A 22,879-nucleotide genomic window follows, 5' to 3' on the forward strand; every position below is an offset into this window, starting at 1 on the left:
TAAAAACTACGGTAATTTATACATTCCTCTAGATTATATAGTTGACCAAATTAATCAGATTATTTCCTCAGAGCAACGTGCTTCCTACTCAGCTTCTGGCTCTGAAAAATTTGCTAAATTCTTCCCCATTCTGCCTAAGACTATACAAACATGGGAAGAAAAGCAAGATGAACTCATTAGGGAACTTTTTGCTGGATTAAAGAAACACCCAGAAGATAGCTTACTTCAGGTAAACTCTTTTATTTTAAGTTATAAAAATATTGAAAAGCTTGTCTTAGACGATGAATTTATTCTGGATTGTATAGAAATCGAAAAAAGACTGACTGAATTAGGAAAAAAACCAGTTTCAAGAGGAATATGCCCTCTAGTGGCTTGTGCAGAATGGTGTCGGCGAAGATTTTCTAAACAGGATAACAAATTGAGGAGACTTGCTAAGACTATTAAAAATTGGCAACAGGAAGTTCTAAGATATCGAGAAGATGCAAACCTCTCTACAATCCAAGAATCTGTTAAAAAAGCTGATTTAAAATTTCAAGAACTGATTACGACAGAAAATCTGCGACTTCAAGTTGAGATTGAACCAGAGGTTGATAATGATAATGGTACAGGACAAGCCTCTGGTGCCTTACTTTTGAGTATGAATCTTTGGCTTGAAAGTCAGGATTTACCACTTGGTCGGTTTGCAGAAAAGATACGGTTAGAACCTTGCGACAGTGGAAAAAGTGTCTCTGAGCAAGAGAGTGAGAGTTTATACACTAATCTTGAAAAGATTTTGCCCAACTTAATTCGTAAGGCTCGTTATAGTTTACCGGAACGAGTTAATTTAACAATTGAGTATTTTCTTCCTTTCGACTATTTCAAAACAAAATTGGAGAAGATTAGGTTTAAGCGAGGGAGAAACCTAACACCCCTCGGTGAAGAGTACCCAATTTTTATCAACTCCTATGAACGATATTTTGATCCAGATTTTCTTGAGATTCGTGATGAGATTGAAGTCAAGAAGCAAGGGTTATGGAATGATGTAAATAATTCTGTGACTGAACCGAGTGTCCCTGGGGAATTTGAAGGGGATGATATCTATTATATGGGTACAGACCCATCAGATTCCGATCTAGAAAGAATTGAGGAAGCTTTACCCATTGCGGTCTGGAGTCGGGACGTGAACCAACCTCTGATTGAAGGAGAGCATCTAAACCTCTCAGAATGGCAAGATTGGCCTAACAAAATACGTGATTTACGAAAAAAGAAAAAGGGTTTGGAGGTAACCCTTCTCTGGGATGATTTATATCCGAAGCCTTCCCAACGCTGTAGACCCTTGAATACCAACGTGGTGGACTAAAATGCCAAAGAACCCAACATCTGACCAGCCGGATCGTCGCATCTACCGGGGCTTAACCCTCACTAGAGGAAGTTTACCAACCCCAGAAGACCAACAACAGCATCTGAGTCGTATGCCACCGCCACCCCCTTGGCGCACCTTTGGTCTGTCAGTTGAGCAATGGCGTGAAAAAGCAAAATCACAAAATACTCAAGACATCGTAAGAAAGATTAATCCAAAGGCATTGGGGTTTGTTCCGAGCCCGCAAGCTGTAGAATTGGTCAATGCTGCATTGTGTTTACGTCGCCCTTTACTGATGGAAGGAAATCCCGGTAGCGGCAAAACATCCTTAGCCTATGCAGTAGCAGCTGAATTGGGACTACCGGGGCCTTACCGCTGGTCAATTGTTTCTCGCACTACTTTGAAAGATGGTCTCTATGCCTACGATGCCATTGGGCGATTACAAGAAGTGTCTTTACTGAGGCAACAAGTTGGTAATACAGAGAGAATAAAAGAGCCTGACATTGGTAACTATTTAAGATTAAGACCAATGGGTATGGCATTTCATCAATCTCAACCCGGTAGACCGGCAGTGCTGTTAATTGACGAAATTGATAAGAGTGATATTGATATGCCCAATGATCTCTTACATATATTTGAGGAAGGATTTTTTGAGATTCCAGAACTGAGTCGCTTAAACAGGGACTTCCAAAAGGTACTTCCTTACCGCAGTCACAGCAATGATAGTGATGAAAAAATTTCGGTTGACAAAGGATTAATTCAATGTCAAGAGTTTCCCTTAGTCTTGATGACCAGTAATGAAGCACGGGAGTTTCCACCAGCCTTTCTACGCCGATGTTTACGGTTATCTCTTAAGCAACCTGATACAGAAGAGGGTTTTTATAAAATTTTAGAAAACCGCTTTGATGCCACCCATTTAAAGCAACTGGATGAGCCAGCTCGGAAATTAATCAAGGAATTTTTGGCACGGATTAAGGCAAGAGACACAAAGTTAGCAACGGATCAATTATTGAATGCCATTTATTTATTACTACAAGGAGATGACTTGACTGAAGAAACACGGAAAGAGGTATTGAATACTATCTTCAAATCACTGTGAGGTCAGGGGTAAATGGTGAGTGAAAAAAATCAATGGTGGCAAGATGATAGAGAAGTGGCAGAGCTGATCTGGTGCGCGGCTCACGTAGATCGTATTGTTGCTCCTCCATCCTCTCAAGACATCAAACCACCAGAGGATGTACACCATTGTGATCCAGAATCATCTACTGAAAATCTCTCAGACGATTATCCAAAGATTCCTCCTTCAGGAAGGGAAAAAGCAGAACAAAAGATACCCATTGCGGCTAATCTTAAACAGCCTGACCATGCCCCGACTTCCCCTCAAAAACCCGAATCATCCTCCAATAATTACAGCTCTCCTATTCGTGTTCCTGACCCCTTTCCCTTACCCAAACCTAGGGAAATCAGTAAGGCACTGTTGCCTTTATCTAAGCGTGTTTCTGGACTGCTAGCCAATGAACTGGATATTGATGCAACCGTTGAACAAACAGCCGAAGCCAATGGATTGCCAATGGTGGCATTTCGTTCTCCCCTAGAGCGATGGTTTGAGGTACATTTATTGATTGATTGCTCCCCTTCCATGGCATTTTGGGGAGATTTAGCGGAAGGAGTGGCAACGCTTTTTCGCTGGCAAGGGTTTTTCCGGGATGTCCGGATTTGGCACTTCGATACAACAGAACCTACGCCCCAATTGTTTTCAGGTGTTGACCGTATGGAACGGAATGTTCGTAGCCTGATTGCACCAGGAGGACATCGACTCTTTATTGCCTTAACAGATACTTTGGGAAAGGCTTGGTATTCCGGTCAAGCCTTTGAAGTTTTAGCACAATTAGGAGAACAGCATCCTGTTAGTATTGCCCATGTTTTTCCTCAAACCCTATGGCAGCGCACAGGTCTAGATCAGGCAATTCAACGACCATTAATTGCTCGCCAGGCAGAGTCCCCTAACTCCATGTTACAAGTAGGAGCTAGGCTTCGTACAACGGCTAGGTTATATAAATTTCCAATTTTCAATTTATCCGTTAACCACTTTAGCACTTGGGCGAATTTTATCACCGGGAGTGGCAGCAATTCGATTCAAGGGGTTTTAATTAGACAGGATAAGCCCGAAACAGAGACAACTAATTCCAAATCAGTGGCGGAAATTCCCGAAGGCGTTGCTGATTCTGGGTATGATTCCGCCCCCCTAGCCCCCCAATTCTGGGGGGAACAAAACTCTGAAAGTCCCCCAAAGTTGGGGGATTTAGGGGGCTTGACCAACCCCCTAGCCCCCCAGCGAGCAATCCCTCGCTGGGGGGAACAAAACTCTGAAAGTCCCCCAAAGTTGGGGGATTTAGGGGGCTTGACCAACCCCCTAGCCCCCCAGCGAGCAATCCCTCGCTGGGGGGAACAAAACTCTGAAAGTCCCCCAAAGTTGGGGGATTTAGGGGGCTTGACCAAAACCAGACGATCCCGCATTCATACTTCAATTCAGCAACGCCCTCCCGAACAGTTACTGAGAGAATTCTTGGCTAATGCTAGCCCCAAAGCCCGAAAACTTGCTGAAGTTCTGGCTGCTGTTCCCCTGATTCCTCCAGTGATGCGCTTGGCACAACAGTGGTTTTTACCCGATAGCGAACACTGGCATCTGGCAGAAGTTTTTTTTAGTGGTCTTATCCAAAAGTCTTCCTTGGGGCCAGACCAGGCAACTGTTGCCGAAACTTGGTATGAATTTCGTCCGGGAATTCGGGAGTTACTGCTAGGAAATAGTCCAGTTCAACGCACCACTGAGATTTGGCGGGAAATTGGAGATTTCATAGAGCACCGTTATGGTAGTCTGCGGGATTTTCCAGCACTGATTCCCAACCCAGCCGGTTCTGTTCCAGGTTTTGCTGCGGATCGAGACCTCTATTTTGCTGAAGTCAAAGCAGCAGTTCTGACCACTTGGGGAGGAGAATACGCCAATTTAGCACAAGAACTCAGGGCAAAAGTCGCAAAACGGAAACGGGAGAAACTTGAGCTCACTGACAACTTAGAACCTTTTGAATTTGAAGCAGAAGTTCCCACCATTGTTTTTGAAGAGGAGCTAGACCAGGATCAAGAGAAATTACAACAGTGGACATTTAAAACCCCGACTGTTAACCATCAGGGGGAAATTACCGAAACAACAACCTACACCGCCTCTTACTTCACCGAAACCCTAACCGGTAATGTCGAACTGGAAATGGTGGCTATCCCTGGAGGAACGTTTACAATGGGTTCCCCTGAAAGCGAAAAAAATAGCTATGACTATGAAAGACCTCAACATAATGTCACACTCCAAGCCTTCTTTATGGGGAAATACCCTGTAACCCAAGCCCAATGGAACGCGATCGCATTAATGACAGACTTGAAAGTCGAGAGAGACTTAGATCCAGACCCCTCAAGCTTTAAAGGGGATAACCGCCCCGTAGAAACAGTAAATTGGTATGAAGCAGTAGAGTTCTGTGACCGCCTTTCTCAGCTAACAGGAAGGGAGTATAGACTGCCTTCTGAAGCGGAATGGGAATATGCCTGTCGAGGTGTTAGAGAACCCCTAAAGCTTGATACTGGAAAATCCTATCCCCCATTCTACTTTGGAGAGACGATTACCGGAAAGTTAGCCAATTACGACGTCTCAAGACCTTATCGGGATGAACCACCAGGAGAAAGAAGCAAGGGAACCACCCCTGTGGGTGAATTTCCTCCGAATCCCTTTGGGTTATATGATATGCACGGGAATGTTTGGGAATGGTGTTTAGATGATTGGCATCATAACTACGAAGGTGCCCCCACAGATGGCAGTGCTTGGATTGATGATAATGAACCGGAAAATGTCAAGACTGAAAATCAGTCATATTCAGCTAAAAATGAGTATAAAAGCCCTTATTCCAGGCTGCGGGGCGGCTCCTGGATTGACTATCCTGATTACTGCCGTTCTGCGATTCGCGGCAACAACTTTAGGCGCGAGGACCGCAACGACGTTGTTGGTTTTCGTATAGTGTGCGTGTCCGGGAGAACTGGATGAAGTCAGAAGTTTGAAGTTTGAAGTCAGAAGTTTGAAGTTTGAAGAAATAATTTGAGTTATCAACAAGTTTCAATTCAGGACAGAACCAAAAAGTTTGCGGTTAGAATAGTCAAAGCTTGCATTTGGTTAGAAGAATCTAAAGTTCCTAGAATGTTAGGGAATCAGTTATTAAGATCAGGAACGTCTATCGGAGCGAATTGTAGTGAAGCTCAGTCAGCCCAATCCCGCAGAGACTTTATCAGTAAATATGAAATTGCTCTGAAGGAAGCAAGAGAAACAAAATACTGGCTAGATGTTTTAATAGAAGCCGAACTGGTATCATTAGAAAAGTTCAAAGGACTAATCCAAGAAACCGAAGAAATTATTAAAATCTTAGTCACCACCGTCAAAAAACTCAAAGAATAGACTTCTGACTTCAAGCTTCTGACTTCAAACTTCTGACTTCTGACTTCATTAAAGCTGTTTGACCTAGTGGTGCGTTACGGGGCGCACTCTCCTAACCCTGGCTACGAGGCAGAAAATGAGGGCACCCCTAACGCACCCTACGCAACTTCAAACTTCTGACTTCAAACTTCTGACTTCTGACTTCAAATCCCGATTTACTCCTGTTCATCATCATCCGGTAATTTTTCCATCTCCTGAGCAATTAGCGTCTGAAATTCTTCTCCACAATGAACATTTAGATGAATTGCAGCAGCCAGCAATTCTGCCAGAATCTCAGCTTGTTGTCTAGCACTGAGGTGAGGTGACTGAAGCTGATAGATTAATCCGGTAACGGTTTGGCATTCTGAGCCTAACTCTGTAATTAATGTTTTCAGAGTATTGCTAGTAATAGGAAGGGAGCGATCGCGAATCTGCATAATTATTTCCCCAATCGTTTTAGTGCTTGCTGAATGCCCTTATCAAAGGCACGAATCTCAGTTTCCCAATGTCTTATTAAACCTTGATCGGGAAAGTCCTTTTCATACTCTAATTTAATCTTTTCTTGGTGTTCAGCAATGCGCTGATTCAAGCTACGAATTGCATTTTTGTGGTTTTTCTTTCCCATAAAATAGATGCACCCACAGACTTGCACCAGTATCTTATGGGGCTGGTGTCCTCACCTTTATATTTTACCTACCCATACTTTTTATATTGTAGGGTGAATGAATAGGTAGATCTCATTTTTGCTGTTTGACCTAGTGGTGCGTTACGGGGCGCACTCTCCTAACCCTGACTACGAGGCAGAAAATGAGCCCGCCCCTAACGCACCCTACGCAACTGTTCTTTGTTCCCGATTTCCGATTCTCGATTCTAAATTCTAAATTATAAATTCTAAATTATAAATTCTGACTTCAAACTTCTGACTTCAAACTTCTAACTTCCAAACAAAAAAGCGCCCCCCAAACGGAGAGCGCTCTATTTGAATTTAACCAATTAAGTCAAATTTATATTAGCCGTTGATAACTGGAGCAGTTAAAGCAACAGGAGTAGCTTCACCAGCAGCTAAGTCTAGAGGGAAGTTGTGAGCGTTACGCTCGTGCATTACCTCGAAACCTAGGTTAGCGCGGTTTAGTACATCAGCCCAAGTGTTGATTACATGACCTTGAGAGTCAATAACACTCTGGTTGAAGTTGAAGCCATTGAGGTTGAACGCCATGGTGCTGATGCCCAAAGCGGTAAACCAGATGCCTACTACAGGCCAAGCACCCAAGAAGAAGTGCAAGGAACGGCTGTTGTTGAAGGACGCATATTGGAAGATCAAACGACCGAAGTAGCCGTGAGCTGCAACGATGTTGTAAGTTTCTTCCTCTTGTCCGAACTTGTAACCATAGTTCTGAGACTCGGTTTCGGTGGTCTCACGCACTAAGGAGGAGGTCACCAAAGAACCGTGCATAGCACTAAACAGTGAACCGCCGAATACGCCAGCTACACCCAGCATGTGGAAGGGGTGCATAAGAATGTTGTGCTCAGCTTGGAACACGAACATGAAGTTGAAGGTACCGCTGATTCCCAAAGGCATACCATCGGAGAAGGAACCTTGTCCAATGGGGTAGATTAGGAACACGGAGGTAGCAGCAGCCAAGGGAGCGCTGTAAGCAACGCAGATCCAAGGACGCATGCCTAGACGGTAGCTCAGCTCCCACTGACGACCCATGTAGGTGAAGATACCAACAAGGAAGTGGAAGATGATTAGCTGGTAAGGACCACCATTGTAGAGCCACTCATCTAAGGAAGCTGCTTCCCAGATTGGGTAGAAGTGTAAGCCAATGGCATTAGAAGAAGGAACAACAGCACCAGAGATGATGTTGTTGCCATAGATCAAGGAGCCAGCAACAGGCTCACGGATGCCATCGATGTCCACAGGGGGAGCAGCGATGAAGGCGATGATGAAGCAGATGGTAGCGGTTAGCAATGTGGGGATCATCAGTACACCGAACCAGCCTACATAAAGGCGGTTGTTGGTGGAAGTGATCCAATCGCAGAACCGATCCCACACGTTAGCGTTACGCTGGTTTAATGTGGTAGTCATGTTCGGATGATTGCGTTTATTTGATTATCTAGGTTCAGCAGGCTTGTTTCGCCTGTCTGTATTTATCCTAATACAATGCTGAAGATAAATACATTTTCGGGGTTTAATCGTAACTTTATTTAAAACTACTTAACTCTACTTAAGAAAAACTATGCGATCGCTTTCGTTAATGATTACTGAAAGCTGGCACCATTTTGCTTAATCCGAGGGATGAATCAAAGGGATTAATCCTATACTGGGCAAGACTTAGGCCAGTATATTGCCAGCTTGGTGAATCCGTTTGATCCAGTGCTATATTAGCTTAACATTGCTTAACAAAAATAGCAGTGATTGCTTTAGTCAATGATTGCTCAGAGCTGGGAAAATTTTGATTAATCCTAGGGATTAATCCTAGGGTGGGCACTGCCTACCAACGCTATGACAAGCTTCTGAATCTGTCTGATTGACTGCTATAACAACTTAACATTACTTAATAAAAAAGGTGCGATCGCTTTCGTGACCATATATTAGGTTTGTTAGACCTGTGGGCAGGAAACTGGCAAGATGCCCGTTCCACAACGGGCAAGATGCCCGTTCCACAACGGGCAAGATGCCCGTTCCACAACGGGCAAGATGCCCGTTCCACAACGGGCAAGATGCCCGTTCCACGCCTGATGCCGATTCCACAGGATTAATCTTGGGGTGGGCAGTGCCGACCAAGGCTCTTTGCAAGCTTGATTATCTGTCTGATCCACTGCCCACCCTACTACTGTCGGCAGAGAACAGGCAAGCAAGAAGAATCCTAGGGTGGGCAGTGCTTACCAAAGTGCTTTGCAAGCTTGATTATCTGTCTGATCCACTGCCCACCCTACTACTGTCGGCAGAGTATAGACGTAGTAGTATGAGTACAGGCTGAAAAACCGCAGGCTGAGCCGGGAGAGAGACCCGTAACTTATCGACCTGAAAGTAGTAATGCTCCCAGGGCAGGGAAAATCCTCCTTAAAAACCCAATCATTGGCCGTAGGCCACGCTACGCGAACGACTACCAATCGGTGTGTGAACCCAGGAAAATCACAACTTGAGAGGCGCCCGGGCCCCACACTTCCGATCTTTTTTACAAATATGAGATGCACCCCGGTCCCTTCACCCGGCTGCCCTTGATTGCAAACAAATGCAACGAATTTGAGAAATCTGTAGCTTGCTCATTGTAGCTACAGGAGTTCGCCTATAACAATGACTGTATCAGTAAGCCAGAACGAGTTACTCAATTCAGCCATCTCTGTATAGAGTTCTTGGGTAATTCGCATGCGTTATGGGTATTGAAGGAGATTCAACATGTATAGCTTAGAGTCCCAGATTAACCAGCAAGTCAAAGGTTTCGATCGCGTAGCGTGGCCTTCCGCCAATCGCTTAGCGTGGCCTTCCGCCAATCCCGTAGCTTGGCCTTCCGCCAATCGCGTAGCGTGGCCTTCCGCCAATCAGCTCAGTCATTCAGAAAATAAGTATCAGGTTACTAGTTTACAATCGAAGAACCCTCAATTTCTTCTAGAAGAAATTCTTGAAGGGTTTGTTGACGGTGTCTTGATTCTGACGTCTCAAGGAAAGTGGGTTCATGCTAATGAACGTGGGCGTCGCATTTGTCGTCAACTCTGTCAATATCAGTCACAGATGAGTTCTATCCCTGAGTCAATTTGGCGAGTGTGCGAAGCGTTAATTGATAGTTGCGATTGGTTTTCTGGGCAAAAAATGATTCTTGAGTCGGAAATCCAAACGGATAATTCCTTAAAGTTTCGAGTTAGGGTCAGATGGTTAGTCTTGGATAATCAAGCACAGCATTATCTGTTAGTCACTCTAGAGAATCGCCATAGTTCTGGCTATAATGCTGCTATTACTGATGCTAAAAAATATGGATTGACTAACCGGGAAGCTGAAGTTTGGTTGCTTAAGAAAGCTAAACTGTCTTACAAAGAAATTGCGGCTCGGCTTTATATTACTACCAATACTGTTAAGAAGCATATGAAAAATATTTATGCTAAACAACAGGCATTAGTTAGTAGCTAATAGGGAGTAGGGAGTAGGGAGTAGGGAGTAGGGAGTAGGGAGTAGGGAGTAGGGAGTAGGGAATAGGGAACAGGGAACAGGGAACAGGGAACAGGGAACATTGATATAGCACTACGCATTAAGATGTTTGACATTCCTAAACTCCGAAACTTAGTCATAGCTTACTTTTGACTTCTGACTTCTGACTTCTAACTTGCGCGGGTGTTTTTTCCTATGAACGTTTCTGATTGCCAATCTGATTCCCAAATCATTACCTACAGCCCTGCCTACACTTTGGTTCCCACTTATGAATGCTTTAATCGCTGTAGCTACTGCAATTTTCGTGCTGAACCGGGTAGCAGTCCTTGGTTGACTCTGGAGGATGCTGAAAATCAGTTAAGGTTGCTTCAGTCTCAGGGTGTTTGTGAAATTCTGATTCTCAGTGGTGAGGTTCATCCTAGGTCTTCACGGCGCAAAGCTTGGTTTCAACGAATTTATGATTTGTGTGACCTGGCTTTGTCTCTGGGATTTTTGCCCCATACTAATGTTGGACCCTTGAGTTGGGAGGAGATGGCGGCACTCAAGCAGGTGAATGTGTCTATGGGGTTGATGTTGGAACAATTGACACCGGAGTTGCTCAAAACCGTTCATTGCTATGCTCCCAGTAAGATACCAGAAGTTAGACTACAACAGTTGCAATGGGCGGGAGAATTGGGGATTCCCTTTACGACCGGTTTGTTGTTGGGGATTGGTGAGAGTGAGGAGGATTGGTGGGAAAGTTTAAATGCGATCGCACAAATTCATCGTGAGTATGGTCATATCCAAGAGGTGATCCTGCAACCTTATAGTCAGGGCACTACAGAAATGTTTCATAGTCAGTCTTTCGGGATTAATCAGCTGCCAAAGGTGATTCGGAAGGCGCGTCAGATTTTGCCCTTGGATATTACTATCCAAATTCCTCCCAATTTAGTTGATACTGTTGGGGAATTGCCTCAACGGTCTTCTGCTCTATTAGCGTGTTTGGAGGCTGGCGCACGGGATTTAGGAGGAATTAGTCCCAAGGATGAGGTGAATCCCGATTATCCTCATCCCCATAGTTATCGATTGCGGGAAGTGATTGAACCAGCTGGGTGGAAGTTAGTAGCGCGTTTGCCTGTTTATCCTAAGTATGACAGTTGGTTACCTGCGCGATTGCGACAAGTGGTTAAGAGATGGCGGATTGGTGATAGGTAATTGGTTATGGGTAATTGGTAATTGGTAGACGTGTTGAACACGGAAATGTCGGAACTGTGAGCAGATGGGAAGATGGGGAGTTAAATTGGCAACTGGTGTGGTTTCCAAGGGAGCAATTAGGTTGGCATGCCAGGCATATGCCTAGACTTTATTTTATTTAACCTTGTCGATAGATGATATATTAGAATGTATAACGATTTGGCAGTGACCATAAAACTCAAGTTCAGTTTTGAGCAATCAGAGCTAAGTTTTGATAAGTTTACCATATATTAGAACGCAAAATAGTCTAAAATATGGCAACAATCAATAACGTCTATCCCCAAAAGTAAATTACAGATTGTAGTTATCGGAGACTTGAATTTAAATGCAGGTTACTGTACAAATAACAAAAGTAAAAGATTTTGCTGAAATCCGCGAGTGTCCCACAACTGGGAGCAAATCCCTACATGCCACCGCCGAGTTTATGCCCGGACAGTTCATCCATAATTTTGGGCCTAAAGAAGTCCTCGATCGCCCCAACTATTTAAGCGTCCAAATTAGCGATCACCAACATATTATGCTCGACCCCGAGTTTTTGCAATACATAAATCATAGTTGCGATCCCAATGTTTGCTTCGATACTAAAAATATGGTGGTTAGGGCACTCCGAAAAATAGAAATAGGAGAAGAATTCACATTCTTTTATCCATCAACGGAATGGTCTATGGATCGGGGATTTGATTGTATGTGTGGAAGTGAAAATTGCCTGGAATACATTCAAGGTGCTGCCCACTTACCCCTAGAGGTTTTGAAAAACTATCAACTTTCGGAGTACATAGAGCAAAAGCTAGCAATTTCGCCTAGGCATATATAGCAATTCTATTTCCCATGAGGTACAAAGGGATCCCCCTAAATCCCCCTTAAAAAGGGGGACTTTGAGGTTGATAATTTTACCTCATAAATCCAATAATCGCTATAAGCCATAAATCCTTAGTGTTAAGGGCGATTGAGCCTTCAACAGAAAAAAATGCTAAAGCTCTTGGTGCAGATGCTACCAAGGCGATAGTCACTCATCTGTTATCCATTCCGATTCAAGATGGCCACTAAAAATTTATCTCTGAGTCAGTTAAGTGGAGGAAAAACCTATACCGAAATCGTTTTTAACCAAGTTTGGGGTAAGGTTGAAGCCTATCGAGCAAGCCATCCACAACAACAACTATTTATGATGGCTTTTGGTGACACTACTCAGCCTTTGCCACCTACAGTGGTGCGGGCTTTAGTAGAGGCAGCAAATCGCTTGGGCGATCGCCAAACTTATACGGGTTATGAAGATATTACCGGAAATCCAGCCCTGAGATCGGCAGTTTGTGCCGACTATTACCAGAAAAAAATGGACATCGATCCGTCCGAAGTTTTTATCAGCGATGGCGCTCAATCGGTTTCGGTCAATATTCAAGAACTGTTTGCTCCAGATAATACAGTAGCAGTACAAAACCCCACTTACCCCTCTTTTGTGGAAGGAACCTTAGTGGCAGGTCGTCCATTGGTAAACTTGCCCTGTCGCGAGGACAATAATTTTGTGCCCAAGCTTCCGGATGAAAAAGTAGATCTGATTTATCTGTGCTTTCCCAATAACCCCACGGGAGCGGTTGCTACTCCCGAACAGCTCCAAGCTTTTGTGGACTATGCCAGAAGTCACCAAGCTGTAATTATTTTCGATGCTGTTTACAGCCCATTTATTACGACCCCAAACATACCCCAGAGTATTTATGAAATCGAAGGGGCCAAAGAATGCGCCATTGAAATTGGCAGTTTTTCCAAATGGGCAAATTTCACCGGTTTGAGGGTGGGGTGGTGCGTTATTCCTCAAGGGCTAACCATTAAAAATACAGTGCCAGGAGAATTAAATGATTTGTGGCGGCTCCGCCATGCTGTTAAGTTTTGGGGTACGGCTAATGTTGCCCAGCACGGAGCGATCGCTGCTTTATCCCCAGCAGGGCAACAGGAATGTCAAGAAGTGGTACAGTATTACCTGAAAAATGCTCGCTTGCTCCGACAGGGTTTGGCAGCAACGGGGCTAACGTGCTTTGGTGGCATTGATAGTCCTTTTGTTTGGGTCAAGGCACCCCAAGGCTTGTCATCCTGGCAGTTTTTTCAAAAAATGTTGCAATCGACCGGGATTGTGGGCGTCCCTGGTTCCGTGTTTGGGGATTGTGGAGAAGGATACTTGCGTTTGGTGGCATTAGGACCGAGAGAGGAGATTGAAGCGGCTGTCAAAAATTTGTGATGGATCAGCAACCGCGCCTTTTCGATCTGGAAAATAACAAAAATAAGGAGTTGAATTATGACTGTTATTGAACTCGAGCGATATCCGATAATTGATGAATTGGATGGAACAGAAGCAAATCTCATCGATAAAGTAAGAGATTACTTGAATAAGTTTGGTTTTTTTTATGTTAAGGATGCCATTGAAGCCAGAGTCAAAATAGATCAAGATCTAGAAAATATCCAAGATTCAGTTGATGTCTATTACGGAGAAGATGCCTACACCGGTGAAGGCTCTGTTTTTCATGGGACTTATAGCCGATTTGAAGTGGGAGAAAGTACAACGACAGAGCAATACTTTGATTTTTTTAACCAGCTACTGGACATCATCTCTCGTGCTTTGGGATACCCGGAAGAATTTTTAAAAGAATTTTCGCAACAAGAAAACTATGGGTTGTATATTTACGATCGAGAAGAAGAGTATATGAAATACATCAAAAAGGTCGATTCCGAAGAGATTTCGATTGCACCTCATAAGGATAGATCCTTAATTACGATTATAATTTCGATTGCAGGGTTTGAAGGCTACAAACAAGAGTATGGCTGGTTTTCTATTCCAGATCGGGAAGGTTACCTGATGGTTCAGGCAGGCACGCTTTTGCAGGATTTAACTAAGGAAGCAATTAAAGCAAACATTCATCGGGTTCGAGGATATGATTCCTCGAAAGCATTATTTTGGAGTAATTTAATCCCGGTCTAGTCAAAACAGCGATCAGCATGTAGGGTGGGCAAAAACATTTTGTTTTTTTTTGTTTTATAGATAAAAGAACTTTGCCCACCCTGCTTTAATTGGTATTTTGTTTACGGAATTCCCTAATGCTGCGAGGTATGTTGAGATCAAATCTGTAGCCCAAGGGTATCTTAGAGGAAGATAGGGACAAAAACTAGAAACCTCATGGCATCTATTCCTAATCCAACTCTGGCAGCTGGTCTAGAAGCTCTCAAACAGGGCAATTACCAGGATGCGATCGCACACTTAGAAGGTGTCTGTGAGATGGAGTTGGATGACTCCATTGTGACGGAAGCCTCTCAATCCCTAGTGCAGGCATATCCTAAGCATGGTCAACCGGAAAAAGCGATCGCACTTTGCCAACACCTGAGGGAACACCCTGACCCCCAGATACAGGAATGGGCAGCTAAAATCGAGGCTGAGCTGAATTGAACAAAATGTCTCGCGCAGTGCGTTCAAGATTGTAGGGTGGGCAAAAACATTTTGGTTATTTTGACTATTCCCCATCAGCGACGGCATTAGAAAAGTACCAAAGATGGGCATTCCAATTAGTATCGAAATCGTTGGGTAATCGCTCCTGAAGACTAGAAGATTGTAGGTGAAGTAGCTCTGGTTTTTTGAGGGGAATTGGGATTACAGTCCAATTTTTCCTGTTCTTGAACTGGCTATGGAGTTTCTCAGTATATGGTAGCACTGCCGCACTATACTTTTGACTACTTACCACCTCTGTGACTGCATCAAGCTGCCCTAGGACAGAAATCACAATACGATCCAATCGTGGCGCACCTTTTACATAGTTGGGAAAGGCATTCAGTACAATTTCTTTGCCTGAGTCAAATGTCTCAACCTGGAAAGGTCCACTGCCAATGGGCTTCAGCTGAAAGCTTTTTTGATTGTAAGCGTGGCGCGGTACTATACCGATAGTCATCACAGAGGCAATGTAGCGTGGTAGTTGAGACTCAACAATGTCAATGGGGCGGGGGCGTGATTGGTCAACGATTTCGATAGACTCAATCTGATCAGACTCAATCTGATCAATGTTCTGCCTAGACTGAATCTGATCCCGGTCAATGGGCGTAATGGTATCATCCTTATCAATATCAACTTGATCAGAATTATCGTCTTTGCGTTCCTCTTCTTTGAGAAAAGGCCACAGTACTTCAAAGCTGATTATCCGATCATTAACGACATTGATACCTCTGATTATGTTTATTACCCGCGTATTTGGGCTTGAGTTAAGTTTTTTAATATATACCTGATAGGTAAACTCCACATCAGCTGTAGTAAGCTGTTTTCCGTCATGGAAACTCACATTTTCAGACAGCTGGAAAGAAATTAGTCGAGTATTCTTGTCCCTATTTTCACTCCACCACCAACGAGTGGCAATATCCGGCACGAAAGCCCCTCTTTTTGGATCAAGACGACCCAAACCACGGAAGACTAGGCTCAACACATCCCCTGGACCGTAGTTTATATCCGCTGAAGGGTAGTTGATGTTCACTAATGGGTCAAGGGTATTGATCTCACGAAAATCAGCAATGGTTAGTTGGTTTAGACCTTTAACCTCAATCTGTCTGGTAAAGGTGCTGTTAGCTCGGTTGAGGTCTAAATGCTTGTGGTTGGGATCAGCAGTGAAGCGGATGGTGTGGGAACCAGCTTCGAGTCTGAGCTGGCGACGGATACTGCTGTCTTGCGATCGCTGATTGGGCTGCAAGGGACCATGGGATTGGATTGGCTGCGGCTTGTTATCCACTGTCCACTGTACCTCGAAGGCATCAGAAGAACTATTCCCTTGATTGATTAGATCAGCTTCAATGGTAATCAGCTCTCCTGCTGATGGTTGATCTGGTATGATAGTAATATTGCGCACTCGTAAATCAACGCTGATTGCTTCCCAAGACAGCAGATTAGTGGTTTGACCATCGATAACCACAAACAAGACACCAGAGCCAGTTACTTCGGGCATGGTAACTATTAAACGGGACTTGCTCCACTCCAGAATCTGTGCTGGTTGACCTTGGAACAAAACTGCGGCATTAGGGTCGCGATCGCCAAAATTATCTCCCTCAATCACAACCTGACTTCCCGGTAGTCCTTTTGCTGGCTTGACCTCACTCAAGAACGGTAGCTGTCGCCATATCCGAATCCGTGAATCAGCAATTCCAGTTTTGCGGCTGAGTTCAGCTACCATTGCTGCTGTTTGGGTGTAGCCTTCAAGGTCATTAACTGAGTAAATCCCAATCCCATTTAATTGTTTTATCTCAGCCTCGGTAATACCAGGTAGGGTAGCCAGGGGCCTAGTGCTGATGGGTTGATCAAGTTGCTTACGCACTCCTTGTAACTGGCTTTCTAGGACTTGGGCAAAATCCAGTTTGATAATAGTAGCGCTATTTTCTCCAGGGTCTGTAGTCCGAAATAATATTTTCCCGTCAGAGGTACGGCGCAGCTTAACTTCTATATCCAGTTTAAGCTGTTTAATCGCCATCGACTTGCCACGGGCATAAGATTTCAAAGAAAGGGTATCTTCAGCACGGTCAATTTCAGCAGCGATCGCATCAACCATCTCCGCTAGCTGCCATTCCGTGTTTTCGTCTTTATTGCTGTTTGTATTGTTTTTTGTATTACTTTTTGTATTATCGTTGCTGGCTGTTAATGATTCCTCATTAGTCATAGTAGTTTACAAGCAAAAATGTTGAACTTCGGATGGGGTAGTCTTATCTAGCGGTTTTTAAGCTAGTAAGGTACAAGTTTTTGGGTTTATAGGGAGAGGGAACAGGGAGCAGGGAGCAGGGAGGAGGGAGCAGGGAGCAGGGAGCAGGGAGCAGGGAGCAGGGAGCAGGGAGCAGGGAGCAGGGAGCAGTAAAGTCATAATAAAGAAAAGGTAAACAATCATGTGTACCTCATTAGGCTAAAAACCGCTAGAGTTATTTTTCAGGAGCGATAGTCATGCGGATCCGACCTAGTTTACCGACAGGGGGAGTTTCTAGGGTTGAAGGTAAACTAATCATTACTCGTGATGTGGTTTCCTCTTGATTTAAAAATTGCCCATCGGTTTGTAGGTATAAATGGGCTGGAATATCAAAATAAACATCCGTAACCTGTAAATTCGTTTCTGTAGTGCTGTCAGAATTTGTCTGGTCGAGGGTGTCAGATACTTCTTGAAGGAGCAGGGCAATTAAGTTGCCTAGTGTGATGTCAGCCATAGGTAATGATAGATAGGGGATGATTGAGGTTACTTAATAAGGGAGCAGGGAATCGGGAGTCGGGAATCGGGAATCGGGAATTAGGAATCGGGAATCGGGAATCGGGAATCGGGAATCGGGAATTGGAACAAAATCTTGTGTACCTTATTACTATTAGAACAGTAATGTGAGCACTGCTAGATATAATTTACGGATAATTACCCTTAATAAAAATCCTAAGCACTCAGCCGTCAGCTGTCAGCCGTCAGCCTTTGGCTGATAGGACTTAAAGTGGCGTTGCTTAATAATGGAATGATTTTAAGAGTGAGGTGGAATGGGCATCTTGCCGTGGAATGGGCATCAGGCGTGGAACTGGCATCTTGCCAGTTTCATGCTTATTTTCGGGCGGGCATCCTGCCCACTCTACGAATATTAATTCTTGTGGAGCGGGCATCCTGCCCACTCTACGAATATTCATTCTTGTGGGGCGGGCAGGATGCCCACTCTAGGAATATTCATTCGAAGATTCAGCAACGCCCTTAAAGTAGCGTGCCCGTAGCGTATTAGCTGATAGCTGATCGCTGATCGCTGATTGCTGAATGCTTACAGATGATCAAGTTATCCGTTCGATTCTACTATTGGGAAGGTCTCGGTGCGGAAGCGAATTTTAACCTGACCAATGATTTCAGTACTCATGGTGACGTTATCAAATGAACTTTCATTGGTTGCTTTGACTTTTAGTTTGTTGAAGTTCGCTCCAACAGAAGCGCGACCCCATCCCCACCTAGCACTGGCTCGGAGATAAGCGCCAGCTTGTAAACGGTCGTACTCGCTTTTTCGTCTAGTTTCTGTTTCGGTAGCAGTAACGTTAAAGGTAAGTTTAGAAAAGATTTCACCATCGGTGATCACAATCCGTGCCATACCCTGCCTTGCCATCTCCCGGAGATGATCAATCAAGCTTTGTGCCAGTGACTCAGAGAGTTTCCGACGAATTAGTTGGACTTGAGCAACTGTGAAAGAATTCTTCTGCTCTGGTGTGATAGTGAGTTTAAGGGGTTGTTCCAGGTTGGCCGTTTCTGCTTCTAATGCTCTTGCTACCTCCTTTAATTTAGTAACACCAGCCTTGCCAGGATTGCCGGTGTTTTGGTCTGTAGGTGTGTTTGGAAATATATAGTTCGCCCGTACAACAGTGCCGCCATTTCCATCCGGGTAGTTTTCATTAAGGTGTGCGTTAATCTCCGCATCAGAGACATTCTCAGCCTCGAACTGCTTGAGGGTTTTAGCTAGGTTAGCAACCAGCTCAGCATAGGCTTCGATCTGTCTGATTGTCGCAGCGATAATAGCATCGAAAGTGCCGTTAATTAAGCCAGCAGTAAACTCCACAAAGCCTAGGTCTTGTACTTGCTTGGCGGCATTAATACCGGTATTAACAGCATCACCGATAGCCATGCCTCCAACCATGGATATCTGAGACTGCTGCTGATTCAGTTTTTCTTCAACTAACTCCTGGAGTGTGTTACCGAGGATATCAGCAATACCATGGCGCACTAGTTGCCGCTCTTGCTGGTCGCTAATCCGTGCTAGCGCTGAATCAACAATCTCGGTGACGATACGGTTAACACCTTCTTGCACTAGTGCTTCACTAGACGGATTTTTATCCGTGGACTGAATTTCTGGGTTTGGCATATCACCTAACTGTGGCGGGATTGGATTTTCTGAAGTCATGGCATGATGTCCTTAAAATTAAATGGGATCAATCGGGGTAACTTATCTAGCCCTTGGATTAGGAATGTAACGTTATGCATTCGCTTCATCACAACTTTCAAATGAGTAGATCACACTGAATTGGAGCAATTAAGGTAACTTATTTACCCCTTGACTTACGAATGAATAACGTTGTTGTCCCAACCTAACAACTTGAAAATGAGTTGTCCACCCTGAATAAACCGTTGGTTACAGCAACAGCTCATTCTCAGGCGTTGCTTAATGATGGTATAATTAAGCTCTTCTAGAACCCCACGTTTTTTTGGAAAAAAACTATCAAAGTTCCCCAGAATTGGGGAAGCACCGGGGTGAATGTAGAGGCTGATGTAGAGGCTGATGTAGAGGCTGATGTAGAGGCTGATGCTTTCAATCATTAATCCCTGATTTCAGCAGCACCAATTCTTAGGATACACCCTAATCAATGGGGCTATTAGGGTTTTTAAATGAGATGTAAACAAAAGATGATGGCTCAAGGAAACTTCGGATCAAGGACCAGCTAAGACTAGGAAAGAGATTCGAGGATTTTTTGATGTAAGCTAAATGAGCCTAAGTTTTTATGACCTATTTATAAACCCTATATTATTTATTACTGAATTCTGGCTCGTGCCTCCTCCTCAACACCCGTGAATTCATTACATCGAACTGAGGCGAGATCAAATCCGTAGCCCAAGGGTATCTTAGAGGAAGATAGGGACAAACTACTAGAAACCTCATGGCATCTATTCCTAATCCAACTCTGGCAGCTGGTCTAGAAGCTCTGAAACAGGGCAATTACCAGGATGCGATCGCACACTTAGAAGGTGTCTGTGAGATGGAGTTGGATGACTCCATTGTGACGGAAGCCTCTCAATCCCTAGTGCAGGCTTATCCTAAGCATGGTCAGCCAGAAAAAGCGATCGCACTTTGCCAACACCTGAGGGAACACCCTGACCCCCAGATACAGGAATGGGCAGCTAAAACTGAGACTGAGTTAATTACCAAGTATCCTATTGCTGCTAAATCCCCTGCTGATGCCACAGGGTTTACTCCCCTAGAGGATAAGGCTTCTAGCCCAGTGAATAGCCCACTGAAACTGAGCCGTAAACCAAACCATACTGCTTCATCCTCTTCCCTATTACCAGTTCCCTACTCTCCCCCGGATATTCCCACCCTCTACACTCCTCGTCCTCGATGGCGCAACTGTGGACGAGCACAGCATTGGCATTCCCTGAAATCTCCGAAGATGGAACGGTTGTGGTTAGTAGCAATCACGGTTGCGATCGCATTTTTCTGGCTACTGCGGGTTCTAGTGGAATTCGCCATGGAAACCATCAATTCCATCTTGGTAGAGTTACCGTGGTTCCAACCCTTCCAATTGTTATACCGTGACCCAACTTTAGCCCTAGGAATTACCATAGCCATCCTATTTATCCTATCGCCCTGGTTAATGGATGGATTGCTAAAACAGTTTCATGGTCTTGAACCCCTATCCCTAACTCAACTAGCTTCCCGCCATCCAGAATCCGCTAAAGTCATCCAAAAGGTTTGCCGCAAACGACGTCTGCCCTTACCGAGCTTAAAAATATTACCCACAGACGCCACCGTAGCCCTGACCTATGGTAACTTACCTCGCACTGCTCGCATTGTAGTTAGTCAGGGATTATTAGACCAGCTCAAAGATGATGAAATTGCCAACATCTACGCTGGTCAGCTAGGACATATTATCAATCGGGATTTCATGTTGATGTCCCTAGGGGTACTAATTATTCAAATCCCTTACACTATCTATTGGCAAATCCCTCAGTGGGCAGAGAAGCTAAAGGAATTACTGCTGGTTAAATTACCTGGTGCTAGCGGATGGTTAAGCGCAATCGTTTTAGGAATCACCGGTACCCTTGCTTCCCTCAGTTACAGCATTTACTGGGTATTGAGCTTACCCCTGCTATGGTTATCTAGAGCTAGAGTTTACTATAGCGATCGCATCGCCATCTCAATCACTGGTAATCCCAATGGCTTGACCCGCGCTTTACTAAAAATTGCCCTAGGGATAAGCGAAGACATCCAAATTTCCGGCCAAACCAGTGGGCTATTAGAAAGTTTTGATGTCTTACTCCCCGTCGGTTATCAGCAAGCCATGGTTATCGGCAGTTTTTCCCCCACCACCCCCTTTGAAGACATCTTAAAATGGGACTGTACTAATCCCTACCGCTACTGGTTAATCATTAACTCTGCCCATCCCCTACTGGGAGAACGCTTACATTTACCTAAGCGCTACGCCCACTTTCTCAAGCTTCATGCCGAACTAGATTTACCCGCTTTAATTCCTGCTAGTCGCAATCGAGCTGAATTTTTCTCTAAACTCAGCAACAGTTACAAAGCCTTGCCCCTGCTACAAAGTACCCTAATTTTTGGTGTAATAATGGGGGCAGCCCTAAGAGGGATACTTTGGATAATTGGTAAACTATCTGACCTGCTCGACATTTGGCAGCTAATTTGGCTACATAATGCCAATTCCTTTATCGATGCTTGTATCTTAATTGCCTTTAGTATCAGTGTCTTTCTCTGGATTAATAATTATTTTCCCGACCTTAAACCTACCAATATCGGTACTGACCCAGACTTAGGAGATTATTTCGCCACTAACGCTACTCTACCTCCCGATAGTCGTCCTGTTCTCTTAAGCGGAAAACTATTAGGACGTTCGGGATTACGCAATTGGCTCGGACAAGATTTAATATTACAAACCCCGACAGGTTTAGTCAGACTAAATTACTGTTCCTATCTCGGACCACTAGGTAATATCCTACCTCAACCCACCCGTGTTAGTAATTTAGTTAACCAGACCGTGATTGTCACCGGTTGGTTTCGCCGGGGTGTTAATCCCTGGATTGATATTGAAACCATCAGTATTGAAGGAGATAAAGTAATTCGCAGCTACTATCCCATTTGGATTACCATCCTCGCCACAGTAGCAGCCCTATCCGGCGCTTATCTGATTTCCCAAGTGGGAGCCTGAAATTATTGGGAGGGAATTGGGAATCGGGAATCGGGAATCGGGAATCGGGAATCGGGAATCGGGAATCGGGAATCGGGAATCGGGAAGTTGAGATCAGCTCCCTGTTCCCTGTTCCCTGTTCCCTGTTCCCTTTTTAGTTCAATTCTATATTCACAACCCAAATCCAAACACTATAGTATGAAAAAACTGTTTCTGATTTTACCATTAGCTATTTTAACTTTTGGATGTATAGTTGTTAACAGCAAAGAAACCTCCTCACCCAATAGTTACACTCAATCTGTTGCCAGTGAAGTGTTAGGTAGTGGTTATCCGACTCAAGAAAAAAAGGAAATTATTGAACTTATTCGCCATACCATCAAACCCAGAACAAAACTGCCTCATCATACTCATACCGGCATGCAAATTGCACTAGTAGAGGCTGGCACGTTAACGTTTACTGTTGTGAAAGGAGAGGCTAAAGTAAGGAAAGCTAATGGCACAGAATTAATTATGCAAGCAGGGCAGACTACACAACTAACGGTTGGAGATTCTCTAGTTGAATCTAGCGGAATGGTTCATTATGGTGAAAACAAAACAAACAAACCAGTTATTCTTCTGTCCGCTTCTCTATTTGATGTTGACCAACCAAAAACTATTTTACTCGATCCAGAAAAATGAAGAATAAAGTGTAAGCGGTCAGCTGTCAGTGGTCAGCGGTCAGCCGTTGGCCTTGCTCGG

The 22,879-nt window shown here is 44.3% G+C and carries 25 protein-coding genes; 14 read left to right on the top strand and 11 right to left on the bottom strand.

What is annotated here, in order from left to right; genetic code table 11:
• From F6K51_RS08410 to F6K51_RS08425, 4 genes are all read left to right on the top strand, one after another.
• Nucleotides 1-1,339: hypothetical protein (locus tag F6K51_RS08410; protein ID WP_293019521.1), on the top strand; the 1,339-nt coding region annotated here is incomplete at its 5' end.
• A gap of 1 nt (nt 1,340) precedes the next feature.
• Nucleotides 1,341-2,438, top strand: coding sequence for a MoxR family ATPase (locus tag F6K51_RS08415; RefSeq protein ID WP_293019523.1), 1,098 nt, complete (start codon nt 1,341-1,343; stop codon nt 2,436-2,438).
• A gap of 12 nt (nt 2,439-2,450) precedes the next feature.
• Nucleotides 2,451-5,423: an SAV_2336 N-terminal domain-related protein gene (locus F6K51_RS08420; protein WP_293019525.1), complete on the top strand. Its 2,973-nt coding sequence runs from the start codon at nt 2,451-2,453 to the stop codon at nt 5,421-5,423.
• Between the two features lie 51 nt (nt 5,424-5,474).
• Nucleotides 5,475-5,828, top strand: coding sequence for a four helix bundle protein (locus tag F6K51_RS08425; protein WP_293019527.1), 354 nt, complete (start codon nt 5,475-5,477; stop codon nt 5,826-5,828).
• A gap of 194 nt (nt 5,829-6,022) precedes the next feature.
• Here the strand turns inward: F6K51_RS08425 and F6K51_RS08430 are convergent, their stop codons facing one another.
• The 4 genes from F6K51_RS08430 to F6K51_RS08445 form a co-directional block, all read right to left on the bottom strand.
• Nucleotides 6,023-6,283, bottom strand: a complete 261-nt coding sequence (locus tag F6K51_RS08430; protein ID WP_293019528.1) for a hypothetical protein — start codon at nt 6,281-6,283, stop codon at nt 6,023-6,025.
• A 2-nt stretch (nt 6,284-6,285) separates the two neighbouring features.
• Complete coding sequence (locus tag F6K51_RS08435) at nt 6,286-6,471, bottom strand: hypothetical protein (RefSeq protein WP_293019529.1); 186 nt, start codon at nt 6,469-6,471, stop codon at nt 6,286-6,288.
• A 384-nt stretch (nt 6,472-6,855) separates the two neighbouring features.
• Nucleotides 6,856-7,935 carry a photosystem II q(b) protein gene (psbA, locus tag F6K51_RS08440; protein WP_293019530.1) on the bottom strand — a complete coding sequence of 360 codons (1,080 nt, stop codon included), beginning with the start codon at nt 7,933-7,935 and terminating at the stop codon, nt 6,856-6,858.
• A 465-nt stretch (nt 7,936-8,400) separates the two neighbouring features.
• A complete protein-coding gene (locus tag F6K51_RS08445; protein WP_293019531.1) occupies nt 8,401-8,646 on the bottom strand; it encodes a hypothetical protein in 246 nt (81 codons plus the stop codon).
• Between the two features lie 603 nt (nt 8,647-9,249).
• On the opposite strand from F6K51_RS08445, the gene F6K51_RS08450 reads away from it, so the two are divergent.
• Nucleotides 9,250-9,975 (top strand): helix-turn-helix transcriptional regulator, encoded by a 726-nt coding sequence (locus F6K51_RS08450; RefSeq protein ID WP_293019532.1) that lies wholly within the window; start codon nt 9,250-9,252, stop codon nt 9,973-9,975.
• Here the strand turns inward: F6K51_RS08450 and F6K51_RS08455 are convergent.
• The gene (locus tag F6K51_RS08455; RefSeq protein ID WP_293019533.1) at nt 9,972-10,109 is read right to left on the bottom strand and encodes a hypothetical protein; all 138 of its coding nucleotides are present in this window, start codon (nt 10,107-10,109) and stop codon (nt 9,972-9,974) included. The genes F6K51_RS08450 and F6K51_RS08455 overlap by 4 nt on opposite strands.
• A 79-nt stretch (nt 10,110-10,188) precedes the next feature.
• On the opposite strand from F6K51_RS08455, the gene cofG reads away from it, so the two are divergent.
• The 5 genes from cofG (at nt 10,189) to F6K51_RS08480 (ending at nt 14,653) form a co-directional block, all read left to right on the top strand.
• Nucleotides 10,189-11,187 (top strand): 7,8-didemethyl-8-hydroxy-5-deazariboflavin synthase subunit CofG, encoded by a 999-nt coding sequence (cofG, locus tag F6K51_RS08460; protein WP_293019535.1) that lies wholly within the window; start codon nt 10,189-10,191, stop codon nt 11,185-11,187.
• Between the two features lie 364 nt (nt 11,188-11,551).
• Nucleotides 11,552-12,040, top strand: coding sequence for an SET domain-containing methyltransferase (locus tag F6K51_RS08465; protein WP_293019536.1), 489 nt, complete (start codon nt 11,552-11,554; stop codon nt 12,038-12,040).
• 222 nt (nt 12,041-12,262) lie between these two features.
• On the top strand, nt 12,263-13,453 hold the full coding sequence (locus tag F6K51_RS08470; protein ID WP_293019537.1) for an LL-diaminopimelate aminotransferase: 1,191 nt from the start codon (nt 12,263-12,265) through the stop codon (nt 13,451-13,453).
• A 57-nt stretch (nt 13,454-13,510) separates the two neighbouring features.
• The gene (locus F6K51_RS08475) at nt 13,511-14,191 is read left to right on the top strand and encodes a 2OG-Fe(II) oxygenase family protein (RefSeq protein ID WP_293019538.1); all 681 of its coding nucleotides are present in this window, start codon (nt 13,511-13,513) and stop codon (nt 14,189-14,191) included.
• A gap of 195 nt (nt 14,192-14,386) precedes the next feature.
• Nucleotides 14,387-14,653, top strand: a complete 267-nt coding sequence (locus F6K51_RS08480) for a tetratricopeptide repeat protein (RefSeq protein WP_293019540.1) — start codon at nt 14,387-14,389, stop codon at nt 14,651-14,653.
• 64 nt (nt 14,654-14,717) lie between these two features.
• Here F6K51_RS08480 and F6K51_RS08485 read toward each other — a convergent pair whose 3' ends face one another.
• Genes F6K51_RS08485 through F6K51_RS08495 form a run of 3 tightly spaced genes read right to left on the bottom strand, consistent with a single transcriptional unit; the run spans nt 14,718 to nt 17,424 of the window.
• Complete coding sequence (locus tag F6K51_RS08485) at nt 14,718-16,892, bottom strand: ABC transporter substrate-binding protein (protein WP_293019542.1); 2,175 nt, start codon at nt 16,890-16,892, stop codon at nt 14,718-14,720.
• A gap of 57 nt (nt 16,893-16,949) precedes the next feature.
• Nucleotides 16,950-17,114, bottom strand: coding sequence for a hypothetical protein (locus F6K51_RS08490; protein ID WP_293019544.1), 165 nt, complete (start codon nt 17,112-17,114; stop codon nt 16,950-16,952).
• A 31-nt stretch (nt 17,115-17,145) separates the two neighbouring features.
• On the bottom strand, nt 17,146-17,424 hold the full coding sequence (locus F6K51_RS08495; protein WP_293019545.1) for a hypothetical protein: 279 nt from the start codon (nt 17,422-17,424) through the stop codon (nt 17,146-17,148).
• 23 nt (nt 17,425-17,447) lie between these two features.
• Between F6K51_RS08495 and F6K51_RS08500 the strand changes: the two genes are divergently transcribed.
• Nucleotides 17,448-17,594 (top strand): hypothetical protein, encoded by a 147-nt coding sequence (locus F6K51_RS08500; RefSeq protein WP_293019546.1) that lies wholly within the window; start codon nt 17,448-17,450, stop codon nt 17,592-17,594.
• 121 nt (nt 17,595-17,715) lie between these two features.
• Entirely contained in the window at nt 17,716-17,946 is a 231-nt protein-coding gene (locus tag F6K51_RS08505) for a hypothetical protein (RefSeq protein WP_293019547.1), read from the top strand.
• Nucleotides 17,947-18,021: 75 nt separating this feature from the next.
• On the opposite strand, the gene F6K51_RS08510 is transcribed toward F6K51_RS08505, so the two are convergent.
• Nucleotides 18,022-19,128 carry a hypothetical protein gene (locus F6K51_RS08510; RefSeq protein ID WP_293019548.1) on the bottom strand — a complete coding sequence of 369 codons (1,107 nt, stop codon included), beginning with the start codon at nt 19,126-19,128 and terminating at the stop codon, nt 18,022-18,024.
• A 155-nt stretch (nt 19,129-19,283) separates the two neighbouring features.
• On the bottom strand, nt 19,284-19,541 hold the full coding sequence (locus tag F6K51_RS08515; protein ID WP_293019549.1) for a hypothetical protein: 258 nt from the start codon (nt 19,539-19,541) through the stop codon (nt 19,284-19,286).
• A gap of 338 nt (nt 19,542-19,879) precedes the next feature.
• On the opposite strand from F6K51_RS08515, the gene F6K51_RS08520 reads away from it, so the two are divergent.
• Complete coding sequence (locus F6K51_RS08520) at nt 19,880-22,162, top strand: zinc metalloprotease HtpX (RefSeq protein ID WP_293019550.1); 2,283 nt, start codon at nt 19,880-19,882, stop codon at nt 22,160-22,162.
• Nucleotides 22,163-22,164: 2 nt separating this feature from the next.
• On the opposite strand, the gene F6K51_RS08525 is transcribed toward F6K51_RS08520, so the two are convergent.
• On the bottom strand, nt 22,165-22,323 hold the full coding sequence (locus F6K51_RS08525) for a hypothetical protein (RefSeq protein WP_293019552.1): 159 nt from the start codon (nt 22,321-22,323) through the stop codon (nt 22,165-22,167).
• A 16-nt stretch (nt 22,324-22,339) separates the two neighbouring features.
• Here F6K51_RS08525 and F6K51_RS08530 point away from each other — a divergent pair, with 16 nt between their 5' ends.
• Nucleotides 22,340-22,819, top strand: coding sequence for a cupin domain-containing protein (locus tag F6K51_RS08530; protein WP_293019553.1), 480 nt, complete (start codon nt 22,340-22,342; stop codon nt 22,817-22,819).
• Nucleotides 22,820-22,879: the final 60 nt, after the last annotated feature.

This window comes from Moorena sp. SIO3I8 (genome assembly GCF_010692325.1).
Lineage (GTDB): Bacteria > Cyanobacteriota > Cyanobacteriia > Cyanobacteriales > Coleofasciculaceae > Moorena.